General features: G+C 73.6%; 17 protein-coding genes and 1 riboswitch. Of the genes, 11 read left to right on the top strand and 6 right to left on the bottom strand.

Annotation, left to right across the window (positions count from 1 at the left end; translation table 11 throughout):
- The first annotated feature begins 4 nt into the window (after nt 1-4).
- From J421_RS04765 to J421_RS04750, 4 genes are all read left to right on the top strand, one after another.
- Nucleotides 5-835, top strand: coding sequence for an isocitrate lyase/PEP mutase family protein (locus J421_RS04765; RefSeq protein ID WP_025410027.1), 831 nt, complete (start codon nt 5-7; stop codon nt 833-835).
- A gap of 5 nt (nt 836-840) precedes the next feature.
- Nucleotides 841-1,686, top strand: coding sequence for an arylamine N-acetyltransferase family protein (locus J421_RS04760; RefSeq protein WP_025410026.1), 846 nt, complete (start codon nt 841-843; stop codon nt 1,684-1,686).
- The gene (locus tag J421_RS04755) at nt 1,683-2,240 is read left to right on the top strand and encodes an AAA family ATPase (RefSeq protein WP_025410025.1); all 558 of its coding nucleotides are present in this window, start codon (nt 1,683-1,685) and stop codon (nt 2,238-2,240) included. The genes J421_RS04760 and J421_RS04755 overlap by 4 nt, the downstream gene beginning before the upstream one ends.
- Nucleotides 2,241-2,508: 268 nt before the next feature.
- Nucleotides 2,509-4,152, top strand: a complete 1,644-nt coding sequence (locus tag J421_RS04750) for a serine hydrolase (RefSeq protein WP_025410024.1) — start codon at nt 2,509-2,511, stop codon at nt 4,150-4,152.
- A gap of 123 nt (nt 4,153-4,275) precedes the next feature.
- Here the strand turns inward: J421_RS04750 and J421_RS04745 are convergent, their stop codons facing one another.
- From J421_RS04745 to J421_RS04720, 6 genes are all read right to left on the bottom strand, one after another.
- Entirely contained in the window at nt 4,276-5,811 is a 1,536-nt protein-coding gene (locus J421_RS04745; protein WP_025410023.1) for an alkaline phosphatase D family protein, read from the bottom strand.
- Between the two features lie 149 nt (nt 5,812-5,960).
- On the bottom strand, nt 5,961-8,645 hold the full coding sequence (locus J421_RS04740; protein ID WP_025410022.1) for an ABC transporter permease: 2,685 nt from the start codon (nt 8,643-8,645) through the stop codon (nt 5,961-5,963).
- 23 nt (nt 8,646-8,668) lie between these two features.
- Complete coding sequence (locus tag J421_RS04735; RefSeq protein ID WP_025410021.1) at nt 8,669-9,007, bottom strand: PadR family transcriptional regulator; 339 nt, start codon at nt 9,005-9,007, stop codon at nt 8,669-8,671.
- A gap of 47 nt (nt 9,008-9,054) precedes the next feature.
- Nucleotides 9,055-9,948, bottom strand: a complete 894-nt coding sequence (locus J421_RS04730; RefSeq protein ID WP_025410020.1) for an ABC transporter substrate-binding protein — start codon at nt 9,946-9,948, stop codon at nt 9,055-9,057.
- On the bottom strand, nt 9,920-11,416 hold the full coding sequence (locus J421_RS04725; RefSeq protein ID WP_025410019.1) for an FAD-binding oxidoreductase: 1,497 nt from the start codon (nt 11,414-11,416) through the stop codon (nt 9,920-9,922). Before J421_RS04725 ends, J421_RS04730 begins: the two co-directional genes overlap by 29 nt.
- A 250-nt stretch (nt 11,417-11,666) precedes the next feature.
- On the bottom strand, nt 11,667-13,751 hold the full coding sequence (locus J421_RS04720; RefSeq protein WP_025410018.1) for a TonB-dependent receptor: 2,085 nt from the start codon (nt 13,749-13,751) through the stop codon (nt 11,667-11,669).
- Between the two features lie 69 nt (nt 13,752-13,820).
- A riboswitch (TPP riboswitch) is annotated at nt 13,821-13,924 on the bottom strand.
- A gap of 208 nt (nt 13,925-14,132) precedes the next feature.
- On the opposite strand from J421_RS04720, the gene J421_RS04715 reads away from it, so the two are divergent.
- From J421_RS04715 to J421_RS04685, 7 genes are read left to right on the top strand one after another with little or no spacing between them, the layout of a single operon-like run.
- Nucleotides 14,133-14,921, top strand: a complete 789-nt coding sequence (locus J421_RS04715) for a GvpL/GvpF family gas vesicle protein (RefSeq protein ID WP_025410017.1) — start codon at nt 14,133-14,135, stop codon at nt 14,919-14,921.
- Between the two features lie 10 nt (nt 14,922-14,931).
- Entirely contained in the window at nt 14,932-15,234 is a 303-nt protein-coding gene (locus J421_RS04710; RefSeq protein WP_025410016.1) for a gas vesicle protein GvpG, read from the top strand.
- A 31-nt stretch (nt 15,235-15,265) separates the two neighbouring features.
- Nucleotides 15,266-17,038 (top strand): ArsA family ATPase, encoded by a 1,773-nt coding sequence (locus tag J421_RS33555; RefSeq protein ID WP_260525847.1) that lies wholly within the window; start codon nt 15,266-15,268, stop codon nt 17,036-17,038.
- A gap of 56 nt (nt 17,039-17,094) precedes the next feature.
- A complete protein-coding gene (locus tag J421_RS04700; protein WP_104022251.1) occupies nt 17,095-17,916 on the top strand; it encodes a GvpL/GvpF family gas vesicle protein in 822 nt (273 codons plus the stop codon).
- Complete coding sequence (locus tag J421_RS04695; protein WP_025410013.1) at nt 17,913-18,170, top strand: gas vesicle protein; 258 nt, start codon at nt 17,913-17,915, stop codon at nt 18,168-18,170. Before J421_RS04700 ends, J421_RS04695 begins: the two co-directional genes overlap by 4 nt.
- A complete protein-coding gene (locus J421_RS04690; RefSeq protein WP_025410012.1) occupies nt 18,167-18,865 on the top strand; it encodes a GvpL/GvpF family gas vesicle protein in 699 nt (232 codons plus the stop codon). Before J421_RS04695 ends, J421_RS04690 begins: the two co-directional genes overlap by 4 nt.
- The gene (locus J421_RS04685) at nt 18,852-19,190 is read left to right on the top strand and encodes a gas vesicle protein K (RefSeq protein WP_025410011.1); all 339 of its coding nucleotides are present in this window, start codon (nt 18,852-18,854) and stop codon (nt 19,188-19,190) included. The genes J421_RS04690 and J421_RS04685 overlap by 14 nt, the downstream gene beginning before the upstream one ends.
- Nucleotides 19,191-19,208: the final 18 nt, after the last annotated feature.

The following is a 19,208-nucleotide window of genomic DNA, read 5'->3' as shown; positions in this document are numbered from 1 at the left end:
CCCTATGAGTCTCTCCGGACCGGCCGAGCAGTTCCGCAAGCTGCACGCACGCGGCGGCGACGTGCTCGTGCTGCCTAACGCGTGGGATGCCGCCAGCGCGCGCGTCATCGCCGAGGCGGGCGCGCGCGCGATCGCGACCACCAGCTCCGGCGCGTCGTGGTCGCTCGGCCGCTCCGATGGCGAGGCGCTGTCGCGCGACGAGATGCTCGCCGTCGTGCGCCGCGTCGCGCGCGCCGTGTCCGTGCCGGTCACCGCCGACGTCGAGCGCGGCTACGGCGACGGCTCGCCACGCGCCGTGGCCGAGACGGTGCGCGCGGTGCTCGACGCCGGCGCGGTCGGCATAAACCTCGAGGACGGTGAGGGCCCGGGCGCCGTCACCGGCCTCGCCGCGCAGACCGCGCGCGTCGCCGCGGCGCGCGACGCCGCCGACGTCGCGGGCGTGCCGCTGTTCCTCAACGCGCGCGTGGATCTGTTCCTGTTCGCCGTCGGCGACCCGGCCACACGGTTCGACGAGACGGTGCGCCGCGCGCGCGCGTACGTCGGCGCCGGCGCCGACGGGATCTTCGTGCCCGGCGTCGGCGACGCGGACACCATCGGTCGTCTCGCCGCGGCGATCGACGCGCCGCTCAACGTCATCGCGCGGCCGGGCATGCCGTCGATCCCGGAGCTCCGCGCGCTCGGCGTCGCCCGCGCGAGCCTCGGCGGCGGCGTGGCGCGCGCGGCGCTCGGCGCGGCGTGGCGCGTGGCGACGGAGGTGCTGGGTGCCGGCACCTACGACGCGCTCGCCGCCGGCGTGCCGATCGCGAACATGAACGCGCTGTTCGCGCAGCGTTAGGCACCATGGACACACCCTTCGATCTCGATGCCTACCTCGCGCGCATCGGCCACGCCGGCGACCGCGCGCCGACGCTCGACACGCTGCGCGCCGTGCATCTCGCGCACGCGCAGACGATCCCGTTCGAGACGCTCGACCCGCTGCTGCGCCGGCCGGTGCCGCTCGACGCCGACGCGCTGCAGGCGAAGCTCGTGCGCGGCGGGCGCGGCGGGTGGTGCTTCGAGCACAACCACCTGCTGCTGCACGCGCTCCGCGCGCTCGGGTTCCGGGTCACGCCGCTCGTCGGGCGCGTGCTGTGGAACGCGAGCGTGTCGGTCGGCGGCGTCACGTCGCGCAGCCACATGCTGCTCCTCGTGCACCTGCGCGAAGGCGACCACATCGCCGACGTCGGCTTCGGCGGGCTGACGCTCACCGCGCCGCTCCGGCTCGTGCCCGACGTCGAGCAGCCGACGCCGCACGAGACGTTCCGGCTCGTGCCGATCGAGGACGGACGCGAGCTCGCGCTGCAGGCGCGCGTGGCCGGCGAGTGGCGGCCGCTCTACCGCTTCGACCTGCAGCCGCAGCACCAGCTCGACTACGAGATGTCGAGCTGGTACCTGTGCACGAACCCGCGGTCGTCGTTCCTCTCCAACCTCCTGGCCGGACGTCCGGAGCCCGGCGGCCGCCGCGTGCTGCGCAACAACGTGCTCACCACGCACCGCCTGGGCGCGCCGTCGGAGTCGCGCACGCTGACGACGGCGGCGGAGATCCGCGACACGCTCGAGCGCACGTTCGGCATCGCGCTCCCCGACTCGCCGGACCTCGAGCCGACGCTCGAGCGCATCGCCGCCACGCCACCGCCGCCGCCGTGAGAGTGGTGCTGACGGGCCCCGAGTCCACCGGCAAGACGGAGCTCGCCGGGATCCTCGCGCGCGCGCTCGACGCGCCGCTGTCCGACGAGTACGCGCGCGAGTACGCGGAATCGCATCCGGCGCTGGGCCCGGACGACGTCGAGCCGATCGCGCGCGGGCAGATCGCGAACGAGGATCGTGCTCGCGCCGAGGCCGAGTCGCGCCGCCGGCCGCTCGTCGTGCACGACACGGATCTCGTGAGCACCGTCGTGTACGCGCGGCACTACTATGGCGACTGTCCGGCATGGATCGTGGCCGCTGCGCGCGCGCGGCGGGCGGACCTCTACCTGCTCTGTGTCCCCGACACCCCGTTCGAGCCCGATGCCGTGCGCGACACGCCCGAGGCGCGCGACGCGCTGTTCACGGAGTTCCGCGCGGCGCTCGACGCGTTAGGCGCGGAGGTGGTCGAGATCAGCGGCGACTGGGCGGCGCGCGAGCGTGCGGCGCGGGCCGCGGTGGAGGCGCGCCATCCTGGGCTCCACGTACGTGTTTCCGGAGGACTGAAGGAGGACTGAAGAAGGACACTTGAAAGGCTCCTTCTTCAGTCCTCCTTCAGTCCTTCTTCAGTCCTATACAAACTCGTACGTGGAGTCCGGCGAAGCGCGAGGCGTCCGTGGGCTGGCCGCCGAGGAAACCCGGCAGCACGAAGAGCGGCGCGAGCAGGAGGCGATGGAGGCGCATGGCGGTGACGATGGGCAGGAGTCCGTCTGGAAGGTGTCATTCCGGACCGAGGCGCCGGAAGGCACTATTGCGGCTCTCCTTCCCCCAACCGAGCCCACCTCGATGCGTCTCCATCGCCTCGCCGCGCTGCTGCTGTTAGGCAGCCCGGTCATCTCCGCCGCACAGGGGGTCGACACGACGAAGGTCGACGCCATCCTCGCGCGCCGCGGCTCCGCGCCGGCGCCGGGCTGCGCGCTCGCCGTGGGACGCGACGGGCGCGTGGCGTACGCGAAGGGCTACGGGCTCGCGTCCATCGAGCACGGCGTCGCGATCGGACCGCGTACCGTGTTCGACATCGGCTCCGTGTCGAAGCAGTTCACCGCCGCGAGCCTGCTCCTGCTCGCGCGCGACGGCACGCTGTCGCTCGACGACGACGTGCGGCGATGGATCCCCGAGCTGCCCGACCTCGGCCACACCACGCTGCGCCAGCTGCTGCACCACACGTCGGGCTGGCGCGACTATCTCGACCTCATGTCGTTCGCCGGATGGGACGACCGCGACCACACGACCGACCGCGACGCGCTGGACGCGCTGCGGCGGGTGCGCGCGCTGAACTTCCCGCCCGACAGCGCGTTCCGGTACAGCAACACCGGCTACTTCCTGCTGAGCGAGGTCGTGCGGCGCGCCGGTGGACGCGGGCTCGACGCGGTCGCCGCGACGGGGCTGTTCGCGCCGTTAGGCATGGCCGACACGCACTACCTCACCGACGCGCGCGAGGTGATCCCGCGCAAGGCCACCGGCTACGCCCGCGCCGACTCCGGCCGGTGGACCATCGCGATGTCCGACTGGGAGCAGATCGGCGACGGCGGCGTGCAGACGACGGTGCTCGATCTGCTGAAGTGGGCCGCGGAGCTCGACCACCCGCGCGTGCTCGGCGACTCGCTCGTGCGGCTCATGGAGACGTCGGGGCGGCTGGGCGACGGCACGCCGACGCACTACGGCTTCGGGCTGTTCGTCGACCAGTACCGCGGCGTGACGCGCGTCGAGCACGGCGGGTCGTGGGCCGGCTACCGCGCATCGATCCTGCGCCTGCCGCGCGTGGACGTCGCGGTCATCTGCAATACCGGTGGCGCCGACAACCCGAGCGCGCTCGCGCTGCGCGTCGCCGACCTGTGGCTCGACGCCGACGGCGTCCCCCCCGCGGCGAGGCCCGGCGCCGCGTTCGTCGCGCGCGCCGTGTCGGCGGAGGGCGCCGACGCGCTCGCCGCGTACGCCGGCACGTTCACCGACGGCGCGCTCGCCCTCACGCGTCTCGCCGCGGTGCCGGGAACGCTCGCGATCGCCCAGCCGGCGACGGGACGCGCCGTGCGCGCGCTCCTGCCGTTAGGCGCCGGCCGCTTCGCCGACACGGTGAGCGGGATCGAGTACCGCGTCTCCGCGTCGGAGCTCACCATGCTCGCGCCCGACGTGCCGCCGGCTCGCCTGACGCGCATGCCGCCCGCCGCGACGCTGGATGCGGCGGCGTTGCGCGCCTATGCCGGCCGCTACGCGAGCGACGAGGCCAACGTCGCGTGGACCGTGGCGGTGCGCGACGGCCGGCTCACCGTGGTCCCGCCGCGCGGCGACCCGATCCCGCTCACGCCGCTGTTCCGCGACGGCTTCGCGGGCCCGGGGCGCGTGCGCTTCCTGCGTGACGCATCGGGGCGGGTGACGGCGCTCACGGTCACGACGCGCGGCGTGCAGGCGATGCGGTTCGAGCGGCGGTGAGGGGACGCATCCTTTGCATTGCGTTACCACCGGTGCCATCGAGCGCGTTTCCAAAGAGCGTTCGATGGAGCTGATGGTAACGCAATGCAAAGGATGCGTCCTCAACTACCCTCGGCACCGTCCTCAAACAGCGTCGATCCCCGCCCGCCCGCGCGTGAGCCGCCACCGCGCCGGCGTCTCGAGCGGCGCGTCGGGGCGGCTCACGTAGGGGACCGTGCGGTACTCCGCGGTCCACGCGTCGGGGTCCACCGTGCACGCCACGTAGCCGCGCCGGTTCGCGTGCCACTTGATGTGCGGGTTCTCGTGCTGGATCTGCGGCAGGTTCGTCACCTCGCCGCCGTCGCCGCCGGACGTGATGCTCGTCCCCACGAACTCGGCGGCCACCACCGGACGGTCGGGGCGCGCGAAGCTCGAGCGCAGCTCGTTCACCCAGTGCGAGTGGATGTCGCCCGTGATCACCACCGTTCGGTTCGGCGCCCGCTCGGCGATCGCGCCCAACAGGCGATCGCGCGCCGCGGGATAGCCGCTCCACTGGTCGAGCGGCAGCCGCACCGGCGCACCGGGATCGCTGTCGAACGGCGCGACCATCACCTGGTTCGCGAGCACCTGCCATCGCGCGCGCGAGGCGGCGAGTCCGTCGTACAGCCACCGTTCCTGGCGCGCGCCGAGCATCGTGCGCGACGGGTCGGCCCACTCGCCGCACGGCACGACCTTCGTGCCGTCGCCGCACGGCTGATCGCTGCGGTACTGGCGACCGTCGAGCACCCACACGCGCGCGAGGGCGCCCCAGTCGAGCGTGCGCGTGATCGTGAGGTCGGCCCACGACCGCGCGCGCGGCACGCGCACGGGCTGATGCTCCCACCACGCCTGGTACGCGGCGGCGCGGCGCACGTGCATCTGCTCCTCCGACTCCATCTCGTTCTCGCCGACGCTGCCCGCGTAGTTGTTGTCGACCTCGTGGTCGTCCCACGTCACGATCCACGGGCACCGCGCGTGCGCGGCCTGCAGCAGCGGGTCGCTCTTGTACTGCGCGTAGCGGCGCCGGTAGCCGTCGATCGTGCGCACCTCGGGCCCCTCGTGGCGACGTACGCGTCCGTCGGCGGCGCCGTACTCGTAGATGTAGTCGCCGAGGTGCGCGACGAGGTCGAGCTCCTCGCGCGCCATGTGGCCGTACGCGGTGAACAGCCCCTGCTCGTAGTGCTGGCACGACGCGAATGCGAAGCGGAGCGGGGCGACCGTGCCCGACGCGGGCGCCGTGCGCAGCCGGCCGATGGGACTCGTCGCGCCGCCGGCGGTGAAGCGGTACGCGTACCAGCGGCCCGGCGCGAGCCCGTCGACGTCGACGTGCACCGCGTAGCCCAGCTCCGGGGCCGCCGTCGCGCGTCCCTGCTTCACGATCGCGCGGAACCCGTCGTCCTCCGCCACCTCCCAGCCGACGGCGACGCGCTGCCCGTCCATGCCGCCGTCGGGATCGAGCGGCCGCGGCGCGAGCTTCGTCCACAGCACGCCGCCCCCCGCCGTCGGATCGCCCGACGCGACGCCGAGCATGAACGGGTCGTCGGCGAGCGTCGGGCGGCGCGTCACGCGCCAGTCGTTAGGCACGGCCGCCGCGAGCGCGGCCCAGCGGGCGAGGTCGAGGAGGAAGTCGCGGCGTTCCATGCTGGGGCTGATGAGGCGGCGCTGGACGAGCGGCGCTGGTGAGGCGGCTCTGGAAGGGCGGCGCTGAAACGGCGGCGGCGCTGAACCTGCGCCCCTGATACCGCGCGTGTCCAGCGCCGCTCCAGCGCCGCCTCAGCAGCGCCGCCCCATCAGCCGTCCCGCAACACCTGCGCTGGCGGCACCCGCGCCGCGCGCCGTGCCGGCGTCCAGCTCGCGAGGGCGATGGTCGCCAGCAGCAGCGCGCCGACGCCGACGAACGTCGCCGGGTCGGACGGCGCGACGTCGTAGAGCAGCGACCGCAGCACGCGCGTCGCCGCGAGCGCGCCGAGCACACCGATCGCGCCGCCGGCGAGCGCGATCGCGAGCCCCTGGCGGAACACGAGCCCCGCCACGTCGCGCCGCGTCGCGCCGAGGGCCACGCGAATGCCCATCTCGCGCGTGCGCTCCGCCGCGGCGAACGAGATCACGCCGTACACGCCGATCGTCGCGAGCGCGAGCGCCACCGCGGCGAACAGCGCGAGCAGCACGGCGCTCATCCGCGCGAACGCGAGCGCGTCGCCGAACCGCGAGGCGAGCGTGCGCACCTCGTACACCGGCGCGTCGGGCGCCACGTCGGCCACCGCGCGGCGCACCGCGCCGGCCACGGCGAGCGGGTCGCCGGCCGTGCGCACGTAGAGCATCGCGCGCGACGGCGACTGCAGATACGACAGGTACACGTCCGGCCTCGGCGGCGCGTCGAGCGTCTCGTAGCGCACGTCGCCGACGACGCCCACGACGTACGCGGTGTCCTTCCAGAAGCCGCCCTGGCCGACGCTCACCGGCTTGCCTAACGGATCCTCGTTCGGCCAGAACGTGCGCGCCGCCGTCTCGCTCACCAGCACCACCTTGCGCGCGCCCCGGCGGTCGCCGCGGTCGAACAGGCGGCCGCGCACGAGCGGCGTGCGCATCACCGTGGGCCACGACGGCGAGATCCAGTGCACGCCCACGTCGGGTCCCTCGCCGGGGGCCGGCTCCGGGCGGTCGCGGCGCACCATGGCCGTGCCGTTGCAGCCGCCGTTGAGCGGCGGACAGTCCTGGAGCGCGACGCCCGTCACCCCCGGCACCGCGGCGAGCCGCTCGAGCACCACGTCGTAGAACGCCGGCAGCGAGTCGCGCGCCATGCCGGCGCGGCTGCCGAGCCGCATCGCCAGCAGGTGCGACGGATCGACGCCGGGGCTCACCGCGAGCAGCTTCGCGAGGCTCTTCAGCATGAGCCCCGAGCCGGCGAGCAGCACGAGCGCGAGCGCGATCTCCGACACGGCGAGCGCGCTGCGGCCGGCGTGCGCACGCGCGCCGTAGCCCGCGCGCATGCCGTCGTCCTTCAGCGCGCCGGTGAGCGACGGCCGCGTCGATTGGAGCGCGGGCACGAGCCCGAACAGCACGCCGGTGAGCAGCACGAGCCCCGCCGTGAACGCGAGCGCCGGCAGGTCGAGCCGGATCGACGTGAACGACACCGCGCCGAGCCCGCCCAGGCGGCCGGCGCGCATCGCGTTCGCCGGATCGATCGACGACAGCGCGCGCGTCGCCACCCACGCGAGCAGCAGGCTCGCCACGCCGCCCACCGCCGCGAGCAGCACGCTCTCCGTGACGAGCTGCCGCACGAGTCGCCCGCGCCCCGCGCCCAGCGCGAGCCGCACGGCGATCTCCCGCCGCCGCCCCGTCGCGCGCACGAGCAGCAGGTTCGCGACGTTCGCGCACGCGATGAGCAGCACGAGCCCCACCGCGCCCGACAGCACGAGCAGCGCTCGGCGCACCGCGGGATCGACGCGCGTGCGGTCGAGCGGCCGCACGTCCGCGCCCCAGTGGCCACCGAGGTTCCCCGGGTCCGGGTACGCCGCGTCGACGCGCTTGCCCAACGCCGCGACGACGCGCTCCACCTGTGCGTACGACACGCCCGGCTTCACGCGCGCGACGAGCGAGAAGCTGTGGTTCCACGCCTCGGTCACCATGCTCGGATCCACTGCCATCGTCGGCATCAGCAGGTCCGCCGTGCCGGAGAGCCCGCGGAACCCGCGCGGCAGCACGCCGACGATCGTGAACGGCTCGTTGTCGACGTCGAGCGTGCGGCCGAGCACGTGCGGGTCGGCGTTGAAGCGGCGCGACCAGAGCGCGTCGCTGATGATCGCCACGCGCGGACCGTTCGGCGCGCGGTCCTCCTCGGGCAGGAAGTTGCGTCCGAGCGCGGGATGCACGCCGAGCGTCGTGAGGTAGCGCGCGCCGACCACCTCGCCCTTCACCCGCTCCGCCTCTCCCTCGCCGCGCAGCGTCGACTGCCACTCCGTCCACACGGCGAGGTCCTTGAACACCGTCTGCGCGTCGCGGAAGACGACGAACTTGGGGTACGACCAGATGCCGTCGACGCGCGCCGGCCGGTCGCCCACGGCGGGCGCCGTCGTCCCGACCTGCATGAGCTCCCGCGGCGCGGGGAAGGGGAGCGGACGCACGAGCAGCGCGTTCACGGCGCTGAAGATCGCCGTGTTCGCGCCGATGCCGATGGCGAGCGTGAGCACGGCGACGAGCGCGAAGCCCGGGCTCGCGCGCAGCGTCCGCCACGCGAACCGCACGTCCTGTCGCAGCGCGTCGACCGCGCTCACGCCGGTGCCGTCGACGAGCCGCTCGCGCACCCGCGTGGGATTGCCGAAGCGCGCGCGCGCCGCCGCGCGGCCGTGGTGCATCGCGTCGAGATCGAGGTGGTGCTGCAGCTCCGCGTTCAGCTCGCGGCGGTACGCGTCCCGGTCGAACAGAGCGCGCCACAGGATGCGGGCGCGGTAGGCGAGGCCGTGGAAGGCGGACATGTGCGCTCCCTTCGTGAGACGCGTTAGGCGCGGCCGAGCACGCGCGAGATGGCGAGCGACACCCGGTCGAACGAGGCGAGCTGCGCGCCGAGCTGGCGCCGGCCGGCCGCGGTGAGCGTGTAGTAGCGCGCCTGCCGCCCGGTCGGCGACTCGCCCCACTTCGACGTCACCCATCCCTGCTTCTGCAGTCGGTCGAGCGCGGGGTACAGCGATCCCTGCTCCACCGACAGCACGTCCTGCGACAGCCGCTCGATGTGCTGCGCGATCGCGTAGCCGTGCATCGGCTGCAGCGTGAGCGTCTGCAGGATCAGCATGTCGAGCGTGCCCTTGAGCAGCTCGGCGCGGTCGGGCTCTTTCGCCACGGGTCGGCTCCGATGTGTAGAGATTCTACCTATGATGGGTAGAACTTCTACACGTCGGACACGGACGGCGCAAGAAGGGTTGCATCCGTGGGCTCGCGCGGCCGCAGCGCCGCGGGCACCTCGGCGCCGACGACGTGCGCCAGGATCGCGTGGAGCTGCCGCACCCCCTCGGTGAGCGCCGCGGGGCCGGGCTGCAGGATGAGCGACGACCGGATCTCGTACACGTGTCCGTCGCGCACCGCCGAGATGGCGTCCCACCCGGGGCGCGCCGCGATCGCGCGCTTCCGCACCGCCTTGCCGCACCACGACGCGACGATGACCTCGGGGTCGCGCGCGCGAACCTCCGCAGCGTCGACGACGCGGTCGCGCGACTTGCCGCACCCGCGCAGCTCGGGGAACACCACGTCGCCGCCCGCGATCTCGACGAGCTCCTCCACCCACGCGATGCCGCTGATCAGCGGGTCGTGCCACTCCTCGAAGAACACGCGCGGCCGCCGCGGGAAGCGACGCGCCGACTCGCGGATCGCCTCGAGCCCGGCCGCGAGCGCGGCGGCGAGCGCATCCCCCTCGCGCGCCTTCCCGACCAGCCGGCCCAACGCCCGCACGACGTCGAGGACCTCGGCCACCGTGCGCTGGTTGAAGGCCAGCACCGTCGCGCCGCGCAGCACGAGCTCGCGCGTGATCTCGGCCTGCACGTCGGAGAACGCGAGCACCAGGTCCGGCGCGAGCGCGAGCACCGCATCCGCGTCCGTCGTGCTGAACGCCGCGACGCGCGGCTTCCTGCGTGCCGCCGCGGGCCGCACGGTCAGCTTCGAGACGCCGACGATGCGGTCCTCGGCGCCTAACGCGTAGAGGATCTCGGTCGTCTCGTCGGAGAGGCAGACGATGCGGCGCGGGAAGTCGGTCGCCACGTCACCCGCCCGGCCGCACCGACAGCGCATGCCGGAACACGTCGCGCGGATCCCACCGCGCCTTCACGCGCTGCAGCCGCGGGTAGTTGCCCTGGTAGTACAGCGCATGCCACGGCACGCCCGACGTGTTGTACGCGGGGTCGGCGAGGTCCACGTCGGGGTGGTTGATGAGCGCCCCGTCGTACGCGTCGCCGGGCACCGGCACGCCGCCGGTGTCGTCGAACAGCGCGCCGTAGATCCCACGCGCCCACGCCAGGTTGCGCGCCTCGTCGCGCGGGTCGAGCCAGCCGGTGCTGCACGCGAGATCCACGATCGCCGCGCGCTGCGGGGCGGCGGTCGCGTCGGCGGCGGCGACGTTCACGCGGCCGCCGTACGTCGCGAGGCCGAGCATCCCGCCCGGCACGTCGTGGTCGTCGCGCGTCAGCCACTCGTACGCGACGTCGATCTGCCGGTCGCCGAGCCGCCGCTTCAGCAGCGCGTCCTTCACCTTCACGCTCACGCCGCCCGGCGGCGAGGCGAACAGCTCGGGGAGCGGGTCGAGCGCGAACGCGAGCCACGGCATCCGCTCGACGCGCCGGTTCGACGGAACGGGAAGCCCCGTGCCTAACGCCGCGAGGTGCGCGTCGATCTGCCGCTCGGCATCGTCGTCGGTGCTCACGCCGCGCACGAGGATCTTCCCGAACTGCGCGCGATGGATCTCGAGCAGCGCCCACAGCGTCGCGTTCGGCGAGTCGGCGCCGGCGTGGCGCTCGCACCACTCGCCGTGGTTCCGCAGCAGCCGTGCGAACGCCGCCCGGGCGACGTCGCGCCAGCTCCACTCCGCCTGGAACGTCGTGACCGACGCCGGAGCGCGCGGGAGCAGCGCGGCGGGGTCGTCGCCGATCGCATCGGGCGTGCGGAACCAGTAGCGCGTCACGACCCCGAAGTTGCCGCCGCCGCCGCCCGTATGCGCCCACCACAGGTCGCGGTGCGCGTCGTCCCCATCGCGCGTCGCCACCACCGCGCGCGCACGGCCGTCCGCGTCCACCACCACGACCTCCACCGCGTGCAGGTAGTCGGCGGCGAGGCCGAGCTGCCGGCAGAGGAACCCGAACGCGCCGCCGAGCACGTGCCCGCCGACGCCGATCGCCGGGTGCTCGCCGAGCGGGACGACCGTGCCCCACGTCTCGTGCAGCGCGCGGAACGTCTCGCCGACCGTGGCGCCCGCTTCCACGGCGATCGCGCGCCTCGCCGCGTCGTGGTACACGCGCTTCATCGGCGACACGTCGACGATCACGCGCACGTCCGGGTCGGCGACGAACCCCTCGAGGCAGTGTCCGCCGCTCGTCGGCACGAGGCGACGCTCCTCGCGCACGGCCTCCTCCACCGCCGCGACCACCTCGTCCGTCGACGACACGAGGCGCACGTAGTCGGGGCGCGCGCGGAAGCGCTTGTTGAAGCGCTTCTCGACGGTCGCGGCGTAGCGTGGGTCGTCGGCGAGGACTCGCTCCGAAGGCATGCGTCGGCGCGTGGAAAGTGGTCGGACAATCTATCGCACGCGGAGGCGGAGAACGCGGAGCGCTGCCGTGGCTGTGTGAATGAACCGCCGAGGACGCGGAGGGCCGCAGAGAACATCGACAGCAAAGACCTGGGGATGAAAGGATCCCAGGATCCCTCAGGATCCTTTCATCCCCGGATCTTTTGCCGTTCGAAGAGGCAGTCCTCCGCTGGTGTTCTCCGCGGCTCCGCGTGCGACGTACGGCCGCCGCTCAGAGCGGCACGCGCACCGTCACGTCCACGCTCCGCGGCGAGAGAATGAAGTACCGCGGCACGCCGCTCCCGCTCACGTCGCCCGACGGATACGCGCGCCGGTCGAGCAGGTTGCGGCCCTGCACGAGCAGCGTCCGCCCGCCGCGGAGCGCGAGGCTCGCGCCGCCGTCGAGCACGTAGAACGGCGGCGCCGTGAGCCGCGCGTCGCCGGTCGGGGCGAGGAACGAGCGCCCCTGGTAGCGGCCGTCGGCGGTGAGGGCGAGCTGCGGGCCCACGCGCCACGTGACGCGATGCCCGCCGACGAACGACGGCGTGAGGATCGGCTCCACGTCGCGGTACGTCGCGGCCGTCGCCTCGTCCGTGTACGACGCGATCCGGTTGCGGCTCACCGCGGCCGTCGCGCCGACGTCGAGCGCCGGCGTCACCGCCCACGACGCGTCGAGCTCCACGCCGCGACGGTAGCTGCGGCCGACGTTCGCGCGCAGGTCGTAGCCCAGCGGCGTGGTCGCGCCGGTGCGCGCGATCTCGTCGCGGAAGCGCATGTCGTACGCGTTCGCGGTGAGCGACACCGGGCCGCGCGCCACGGTGAGCCCGAGCTCGAGATCGTTCACGTGCTCGGGACGCACGCGCGTGAGCGGCAGCAGCGCCGGCGCGTCGTCCGGCGTGACGTCGTCGGCGCCGGCGAACAGGTCGCCGCGCGTCGGCTCGCGTCCCGTCGTGCCCCACGACGCGAACAGCGTGACCGCCGGCGCCGCGCGCACCGTGAGCCCCGCGCGCGGGTTCACGAAGCTCCATCGTGCGCTCGACTCGGACAGCCCGTACCCCGCCGTCGGCGTGTAGCGGAACTCCGCCGTGCGTGCCTGCACGTCGCCGAACAGCGTGACCGCGGTGCCTAACGCGAGGCTCGCCTTCGCGAACGCGCTCGCCTCCGTCTTGTGCCCCGTGTTGTCGTACGCCGGGTACTCGAGGTCGGGTCGCGCGCCGAACCGGTGATCCTTGGAGTACAGCGACGCATGCGCGCCGCCGTCGAGCGTGAGCGCGCTCGTCGGGCTCGCGTGCAGCGCCGCGACGAGGCCGCCCCAGCGCGACGCCGAGCGGTAGCGGAGCGGCGCCGCGGTGCCGCCGGCCGGATAGTCGTACCAGCCGCTCGTGAGGAAGCCGTAGCCGGTGAGCCCCGCGGACGCCGTCGGCGAGAGCGAGTGCGTGTAGTTCAGCGTCGCGAAGCTCTCGCGGTAGTGGTCGCCCACGCCGGCGAGCGGGTTGAAGCGCGGGTCGACGCGCAGCACGGAGTCGGGGACCGCCGAATACGCCTGTCCGTTGCGCTCGAGCCCCGTGGAGGCGGTGAGCTTCACGACGTCGCGGGCGCCGAACCAGCCGCCGCTCACGAACGCGCCGTTCGCGGCCGACGTCGCGCCGGCGCGGTAGCCGTCGGAGCGCATCCCCGAGAGCCGTCCGTAGAGCGCCATGCCGTTAGGCAGCCGTCCCGTGCGTCCGTCGAGCGTCGCCCGCGCCGTGCCGAACGACCCGCCGCCGAGCTGCAGATTCGCGTTAGGCGCCGAGCCGGCGAGCGACGGCGAGGCGAAGTTGACCGCGCCGCCGAACGCCGATTGCCCGTAGGTGCTCGTGCCGACGCCGCGCTGGATCTGCACGCTCTCGAGGGAGCTCGTGAGATCCGGGAAGTCCGAGAAGTAGATCATCTGGTCTTCCGGCTCGTTCAGCGGCACGCCGTCGAGCGTGATGTTGATGCGCGACTGGTCGATGCCGCGCAGCCGGAAGTACGAGTAGTTCAGCAGCGAGCCGCTCTCCGAGTACGCCGTGACCGACGGCGCCTGGCGCAGCACGAGCGGCACGTCCTGGCCGGCGTAGTCGCGCTGCAGGCGCGCGCGGTCGAGCGTCGTCTGGGCGACGGGAGCGTCGGCGCGGGCGCGGGCCGCGGTGACGGTGAGCGCCTCGAGCGCCTGCACTCGGCGCGTGCTGTCGGGCGCGGTGGTGTCTGGTGCGGAGCGCGCCGGCTGGGCGGCGGCGCCGATCGGGAGCGCGGCGAGTGCCGACAGGGCGGCCGCGACGAGGTGACGAACGGACACGATGAACCGCCAGGCGGAGGACCATCGACCGGGGCCCATCCTGTCGACGACGGTGCCATGTGCGAACGGCGCCGACGACTCGCGACTCCCTACGCCGGTACGAACCGGATCAGGTTCTACGGGACTCTCTCAGCCCGCGCGGACCATCCGCGTGGGCACCCCGGTCGAGTTACCTCAATGGTAGGAGAGAGGCGGGTGCAGGGGTAGTGGCGGGGACGGGGCGAGGCGAGATCCCCATGGGGATCCCAGGATCGACGCGATCCCGGGATCCCCATGCAGTCCTCGGCACGTCCCGCGCGCGCGACGCCGCCACCTTCCCTGCCACCTGGCCCCTGCGCACTATTGAAGTCCCCGACGGTTCGTCGCCCCCGTGGAGCCCCGATGAGCAATCCGATCCCCGCGACCGCCGACGCGCCCGAAGTCGGCAAGTACGTGTACTGCGTCATCCGCATCGACCGCACGCGGGAGTTCGGCGGCATCGGCATCGGCGGTGGGCAACGGGTCTACACCATCCGGCACGCGGACCTCGCCGCCGTCGTGAGCGACACGCCCATCGTCATCTACGACCCGACGCGCGAGAACGTGCTCGCCCACGAGTTCGTGAACGAGACGGTGATGAAGGAGCACACGCTGATCCCGATGTCGTTCGGCACCGTGTTCCGCTCCGAGGAGGACGTCACCGAGCTGCTGCGCTCCACCTACCAGGCGTTCAGCGACGTGCTCGACAAGATGCAGGACAAGATCGAGTTCGGGCTGAAGGTGCTGTGGGACCGCGAGAAGGTCGTCGCGAACCTGGAGCGCGAGAACGACGAGATCCGCCGCCTGAAGGACGAGATCAGCCGCCACTCCGCGAGCTCCACGTACTTCGCGCGCATGCAGCTCGGCCGGCTGATCGAGAGCGCGCTCGAGGAGATGAGCCAGCGCTACGTCGCCGACATCCACGAGCAGCTGAAGACCGTCGCCGTGGCGAGCCGCAGCAACAAGGTCATCGGCGACCGCATGATCATGAACGCGGCGTTCCTCGTCGAGCGCGCGCAGGAGGCGCCGTTCGACGAGAAGGTGAAGGAGGCGAGCCGCCAGTACGAGGACATCCTCACGTTCAAGTACTCGGGCCCGTGGCCGCCGTACAACTTCGTGAACATCAAGCTCAAGCTCGAGAAGGCGGGCTGAGGGCGTCGCCGTGGGTCTGCTCTCCAACATCCTGTTCTTCCCGATCACGGGGCCGGTCGCCGGCATCCGGTGGTCGTTGAACAAGGTGCTCGCCGTCGCGGAGCAGGAGCTCACCGACGACACGCCGATCAAGCAGGACCTCATGGAGCTGCAGATGCAGCTCGAGCTGGGCGACATCGACGACGACGAGTACGTCGCGCGCGAGGCCGTGCTGATGCAGCGCCTGCGCGAGGTCCGCGCCTGGAAGGAGCGACTCGGCCAGCCGACGGCGGGCGGGCCGGTGCGCGTCGCGCGCGAGACCGACGACGAGTAGCGCCGACACGCTCCTCGCGCGACTCCCGCGGCTGACGTTCGTCGTCGGCAAGGGAGGCGTCGGCAAGACGACGTGCGCGGCGGCGTTGGGCCTGCGCGCGGCGACGCGGGCTCCGACGCTGCTCCTCTCCACCGACCCCGCCGGAACGCTGGGCGACGTGCTCGGCGCCGGCCCGCTCTCCGCGGAGCCGGCGCGCGTGGCCGACGGCCTCGACGCGCTGCAGCTCGACGCGGCGGCGCACCGCGCGGCGTTCCTCGCGCGGTGGCGCGCGGTGCTCGTCACCATCATCGACCGCGGCACCTACCTCGACCGCGACGACATCGAGCCGCTCGTCGACGCCACGTTCCCCGGCGCCGACGAGATCTTCGCCGTGCTCCACCTCGGCGAGCTGCTGCACGACGCGCGCTGGAGCCGGTACGAGCGCCTCGTCGTCGACACGGCGCCCACCGGGCACACGCTGCGGCTCCTGGAGCTGCCGCGCACGTTCGACGCGCTACTCGCGCTGCTCGAGGCGATGCAGGAGAAGCACCGCTTCATGGTGCGCGCGCTCGTCCACCGCTACCGCGCCGACGCCGCCGACGCGTTCCTGCGCGACATGCGCGCGCGCGCCACCGCCCTCCGCGACGCCCTCCGCGACCCCGCCCGCACCGCTGCCGTCGTCGTCACGCGCGACGAGCCCGTCGTCGCCGCCGAGACCGCGCGGCTCGTGCGCGCGTTGGGCGAGCGCGAGATCGCCGTCGCCGCCATCGTCGTGAACGCGGCCGAGGGCGAGCCCGACGTGCCTAACGCGTTCGTCGTGCCGCGGCTCGATCCGCCGCGCGGCGTCGACGGGCTGCGGGCGTGGGCGGAGGCGATGCACGAGCATGAACCGCAGAGGACGCGGAGGACGCAGAGGAAACCACTCGAAGGGTTCTCCTCTGCGTCCTCTGCGTCCTCTGCGGTTCAACTGGAAGCGCTCGTCCGCCCGCTCACCGTCGTCGCCGGCAAGGGCGGCGTCGGCAAGACGACCGTCGCGTGCGCGCTCGCCGTCGCCACCGCGGCGCCCGACCGTCCCACGCTGCTCGTCTCCACCGACCCCGCGCCGTCGGTCGGCGACGCGTTAGGCATCGACGTCCCCGACGCGGAGACGCCGGTGCCCGGCGTGCCGGGGCTCGCGGCGCGGCAGATGGACGCCGGTGCGGCGTTCGCGCGGCTCGTCGCGTCGTATCAGGAGCGCATCGACGAGGTGTTCGGGGGGCTCGTCTCGCACGGTGTGGATGCGGCACACGACCGCGCGATCGTGCGCGAGCTGCTCGCGCTCGCCCCGCCCGGCGTCGACGAGCTGTACGCGCTCGCGGAGCTCGGCGCCACGCTGGAGGAGGGTCGCTGGGCGCAGGTGATCGTCGACCCAGCGCCCACCGGACACCTGCTCCGCCTGCTGGAGATGCCCGCGCTCGCGCTCGGGTGGACGCACCAGCTCATGCGCCTGATCCTGAAGTACCGCGAGGTCGGCGGGCTGGCCGAGGCGGGCGAGGAGCTGCTCCGCTTCGCCCGCCGCACGCGTGCCCTCGGCGCGATGCTCGGCGATGCCGCACGCGCCGGTGTGCTCGTCGTGACGCTCGACGAGCCGGTGGTGCGCGCCGAATCCGCGCGGCTGATCGACGCCGTGCGCGCGCGCGGCATGGACGTCGTCGGCGTGCTCCGCAATCGCGCGGCCGCACCTGGACCCGACATGTCCGCGCCCGCCGTTCCCGGCCTCCTCGGCGTCGATGCGCTGCGCGCGTGGGCCGCGCGGTGGACAATCGCGGTGCGCGACCGAGATTGAGTCTCACGCGGAGCCGCGCGCTCCGCCGCTCCGCGTGCGACTCACACAGCGACGCAATGGATCTTCTTTACGTGTACGGCATCGTCCCCACAGCGCTCGACATGACTGGCGCCCCCGACGGCGTCGAGGACGCGTCGGTGTCGCTCGTGCGCGCGGGCGACCTCGCGGCGCTCGTGTCGCGCGTCGACGCGGACGCGTACGCGCCGGAGCGTCTCGAGCAGGCCACCGCGGACGTGTCGTGGCTCGGCGCGCGGGCCGCGGCGCACGACCGCGTGCTCACGTGGGCGAGCGACCGTGGGCCGGTCGCGCCGCTGCCCATCTTCTCGCTGTTCGTCGACCGGCCGCGCGTCGAGGCGATGCTGCGCGACCGCGCCGAGGTGCTCGCGCGCACGCTCGCGCGCGTGGGCGCGGGGCGCGAGTACGCGCTCCGCGTCTATCGCCTCGACGACGCGCTGCGCGACGCGTTGGGCACCCTGAGCCCCGAGATAGGCGCGCTCGAGCGCGACGCGGCCGCCGCGTCGCCCGGGCAGCGCTATCTCCTGCAGAAGAAGCTCGAGACCGCGCGCAAGTCGGAGCTGCGCCGCGTGGGGCTCGCCGTCGCGCGCGAGGTGCACGCCGCCGCGTCGGCCGAGGCGCTCGCCGCGGTGCTCGACCCAGTGGCCGCGCCGCAGGGCGGCACTGACACGCTCGTGCTGCAGGCCGCCTACCTCGTGGCGCCCGCGTCGCTCGACGCGTTCCGTGCCGCGCTCACCGACGCCGACCGCCGGTACGCGGGACGCGGCTTCCGCTTCGAGTTCACCGGGCCGTGGCCGCCGTACCACTTCGTGCGCGACGGCGCCGACGCGCCCGACGCGAGCGATCCGGTGGGCGCGCCGTGACGCACCCCGCGCCGCTGTACCCCGACGACGACGACCTCGACGCGCTCGAGTCGGACGAGCAGCTCGTGCTCGCCGATCTCCTGAACCACGTGCTCGACAAGGGCGTCGTGATCCACGGCAGCGTCATCATCTCCATCGCGAGCATCGAGCTCGTGTCGGTGGACCTGCGGCTCGTGCTCGCGTCGGTGGAGTCGCTCGTGCGGCGCGAGAAGGAGCGCGACGCCGCGCGCCCGGCGCCTAACGACGCGCCGTGACCGTGCTGCTCTACGGCCTGCTCGCCGCGCCGGCGGACGCCGAGCCACCGCGCGGCGTGCGCGCGCTCGACACGGCCGCGGGCGTCGCGTGGGTCCGCACGCTCGCCCCGGCCGAGACGCCCACGCCCGAGGAGCAGCAGGCCGCGCTGCACGCCGCGCTGCAGGCCGGCCGCACGCCGCTCCCCGCTCGCCCCGGCAGTCGCTTCGACGACGACGCCGCGCTGGTCGCCGCGCTCGCGCGCTCGGCCGACACGTGGCGTTCGGCGCTGGAACGCGTCCGCGATCGCGTCGAGATGATGGTGTTCGTGCCGACCGAGCGTCGGGACTCGGGACTGGGGACTCGGGACTCGGGACTCGGGAACTGCTCCCCCACGAGTCCCAAGTCCCGAGTCCCGAGTCCCGAGTCCCGAGGTCGCGCCTACCTCGAGCGCCTCCGCGCGCAGCTGGCCCCCGCGCCCGAGGCGGAGCGCTGGCGTACCGCGCTGCGCGACGCGGTCGGCGACCTGGCGACGGACGACGCGGTCGTGGTGCATCCCTCGGGGCAGGGGATCCTCGTGTCGCATCTCGTGCCGCGCGACCGCGAGGCGGACTACCGCGCGCGGGTGGCGGCGTGGCGCACGGCGGCCGGCGTCGCGCGCGCGGTCGTCGTCGGGCCGTGGCCCCCGTTCAGCTTCGCCGCCGATGTGTCCCGATAATCAGGATCCCGCGGATGGCGCGCTCCCCGCGGCGGCGCTCGCGGCGCTCGCCCGCGCGCTGCCGGAGCGCATCGACGCCGACCCCGCGCAGGTGGAGCAGGGGCTGGCCAAGCTCGTCTTGACCGTCGTCGAGCTGCTGCGTAAGGTCCTCGAACACCAGGCCGTGCGCCGGATGGACGGCGGCACGTTGAGCGAGGCGGAGATCGAGACGTTGGGGCTCGCGCTGCTGAAGCTCGACGAGCGGATGGGAGAGATCAAGAAAGTGTTCGGTCTCACCGACGCCGATCTGAACATTGACCTCGGCCCGCTCGGGCGGCTCCTCTAGTCCGCCCCCGGCCCGCAC

Source organism: Gemmatirosa kalamazoonensis, from assembly GCF_000522985.1.
GTDB classification, from domain to species: domain Bacteria; phylum Gemmatimonadota; class Gemmatimonadetes; order Gemmatimonadales; family Gemmatimonadaceae; genus Gemmatirosa; species Gemmatirosa kalamazoonensis.
The sequence above is the reverse complement of the archived record's forward strand: the minus strand, read 5'-3'. Positions and strand labels throughout refer to the sequence as shown.

What these genes read in the sequence shown, in the direction of transcription:
- J421_RS04765 (WP_025410027.1), top strand. Translation starts at nt 5, where the DNA reads ATGAGTCTCTCCGGACCGGCCGAGCAGTTCCGCAAGCTGCACGCACGC.
- J421_RS04760 (WP_025410026.1), top strand. Translation starts at nt 841, where the DNA reads ATGGACACACCCTTCGATCTCGATGCCTACCTCGCGCGCATCGGCCAC.
- J421_RS04750 (WP_025410024.1), top strand. Translation starts at nt 2,509, where the DNA reads ATGCGTCTCCATCGCCTCGCCGCGCTGCTGCTGTTAGGCAGCCCGGTC.
- J421_RS04745 (WP_025410023.1), bottom strand. Translation starts at nt 5,811, where the DNA reads ATGGAACGCCGCGACTTCCTCCTCGACCTCGCCCGCTGGGCCGCGCTC.
- J421_RS04740 (WP_025410022.1), bottom strand. Translation starts at nt 8,645, where the DNA reads ATGTCCGCCTTCCACGGCCTCGCCTACCGCGCCCGCATCCTGTGGCGC.
- J421_RS04730 (WP_025410020.1), bottom strand. Translation starts at nt 9,948, where the DNA reads ATGCGCTGTCGGTGCGGCCGGGCGGGTGACGTGGCGACCGACTTCCCG.
- J421_RS04725 (WP_025410019.1), bottom strand. Translation starts at nt 11,416, where the DNA reads ATGCCTTCGGAGCGAGTCCTCGCCGACGACCCACGCTACGCCGCGACC.
- J421_RS04715 (WP_025410017.1), top strand. Translation starts at nt 14,133, where the DNA reads ATGAGCAATCCGATCCCCGCGACCGCCGACGCGCCCGAAGTCGGCAAG.
- J421_RS04700 (WP_104022251.1), top strand. Translation starts at nt 17,095, where the DNA reads ATGGATCTTCTTTACGTGTACGGCATCGTCCCCACAGCGCTCGACATG.
- J421_RS04685 (WP_025410011.1), top strand. Translation starts at nt 18,852, where the DNA reads ATGTGTCCCGATAATCAGGATCCCGCGGATGGCGCGCTCCCCGCGGCG.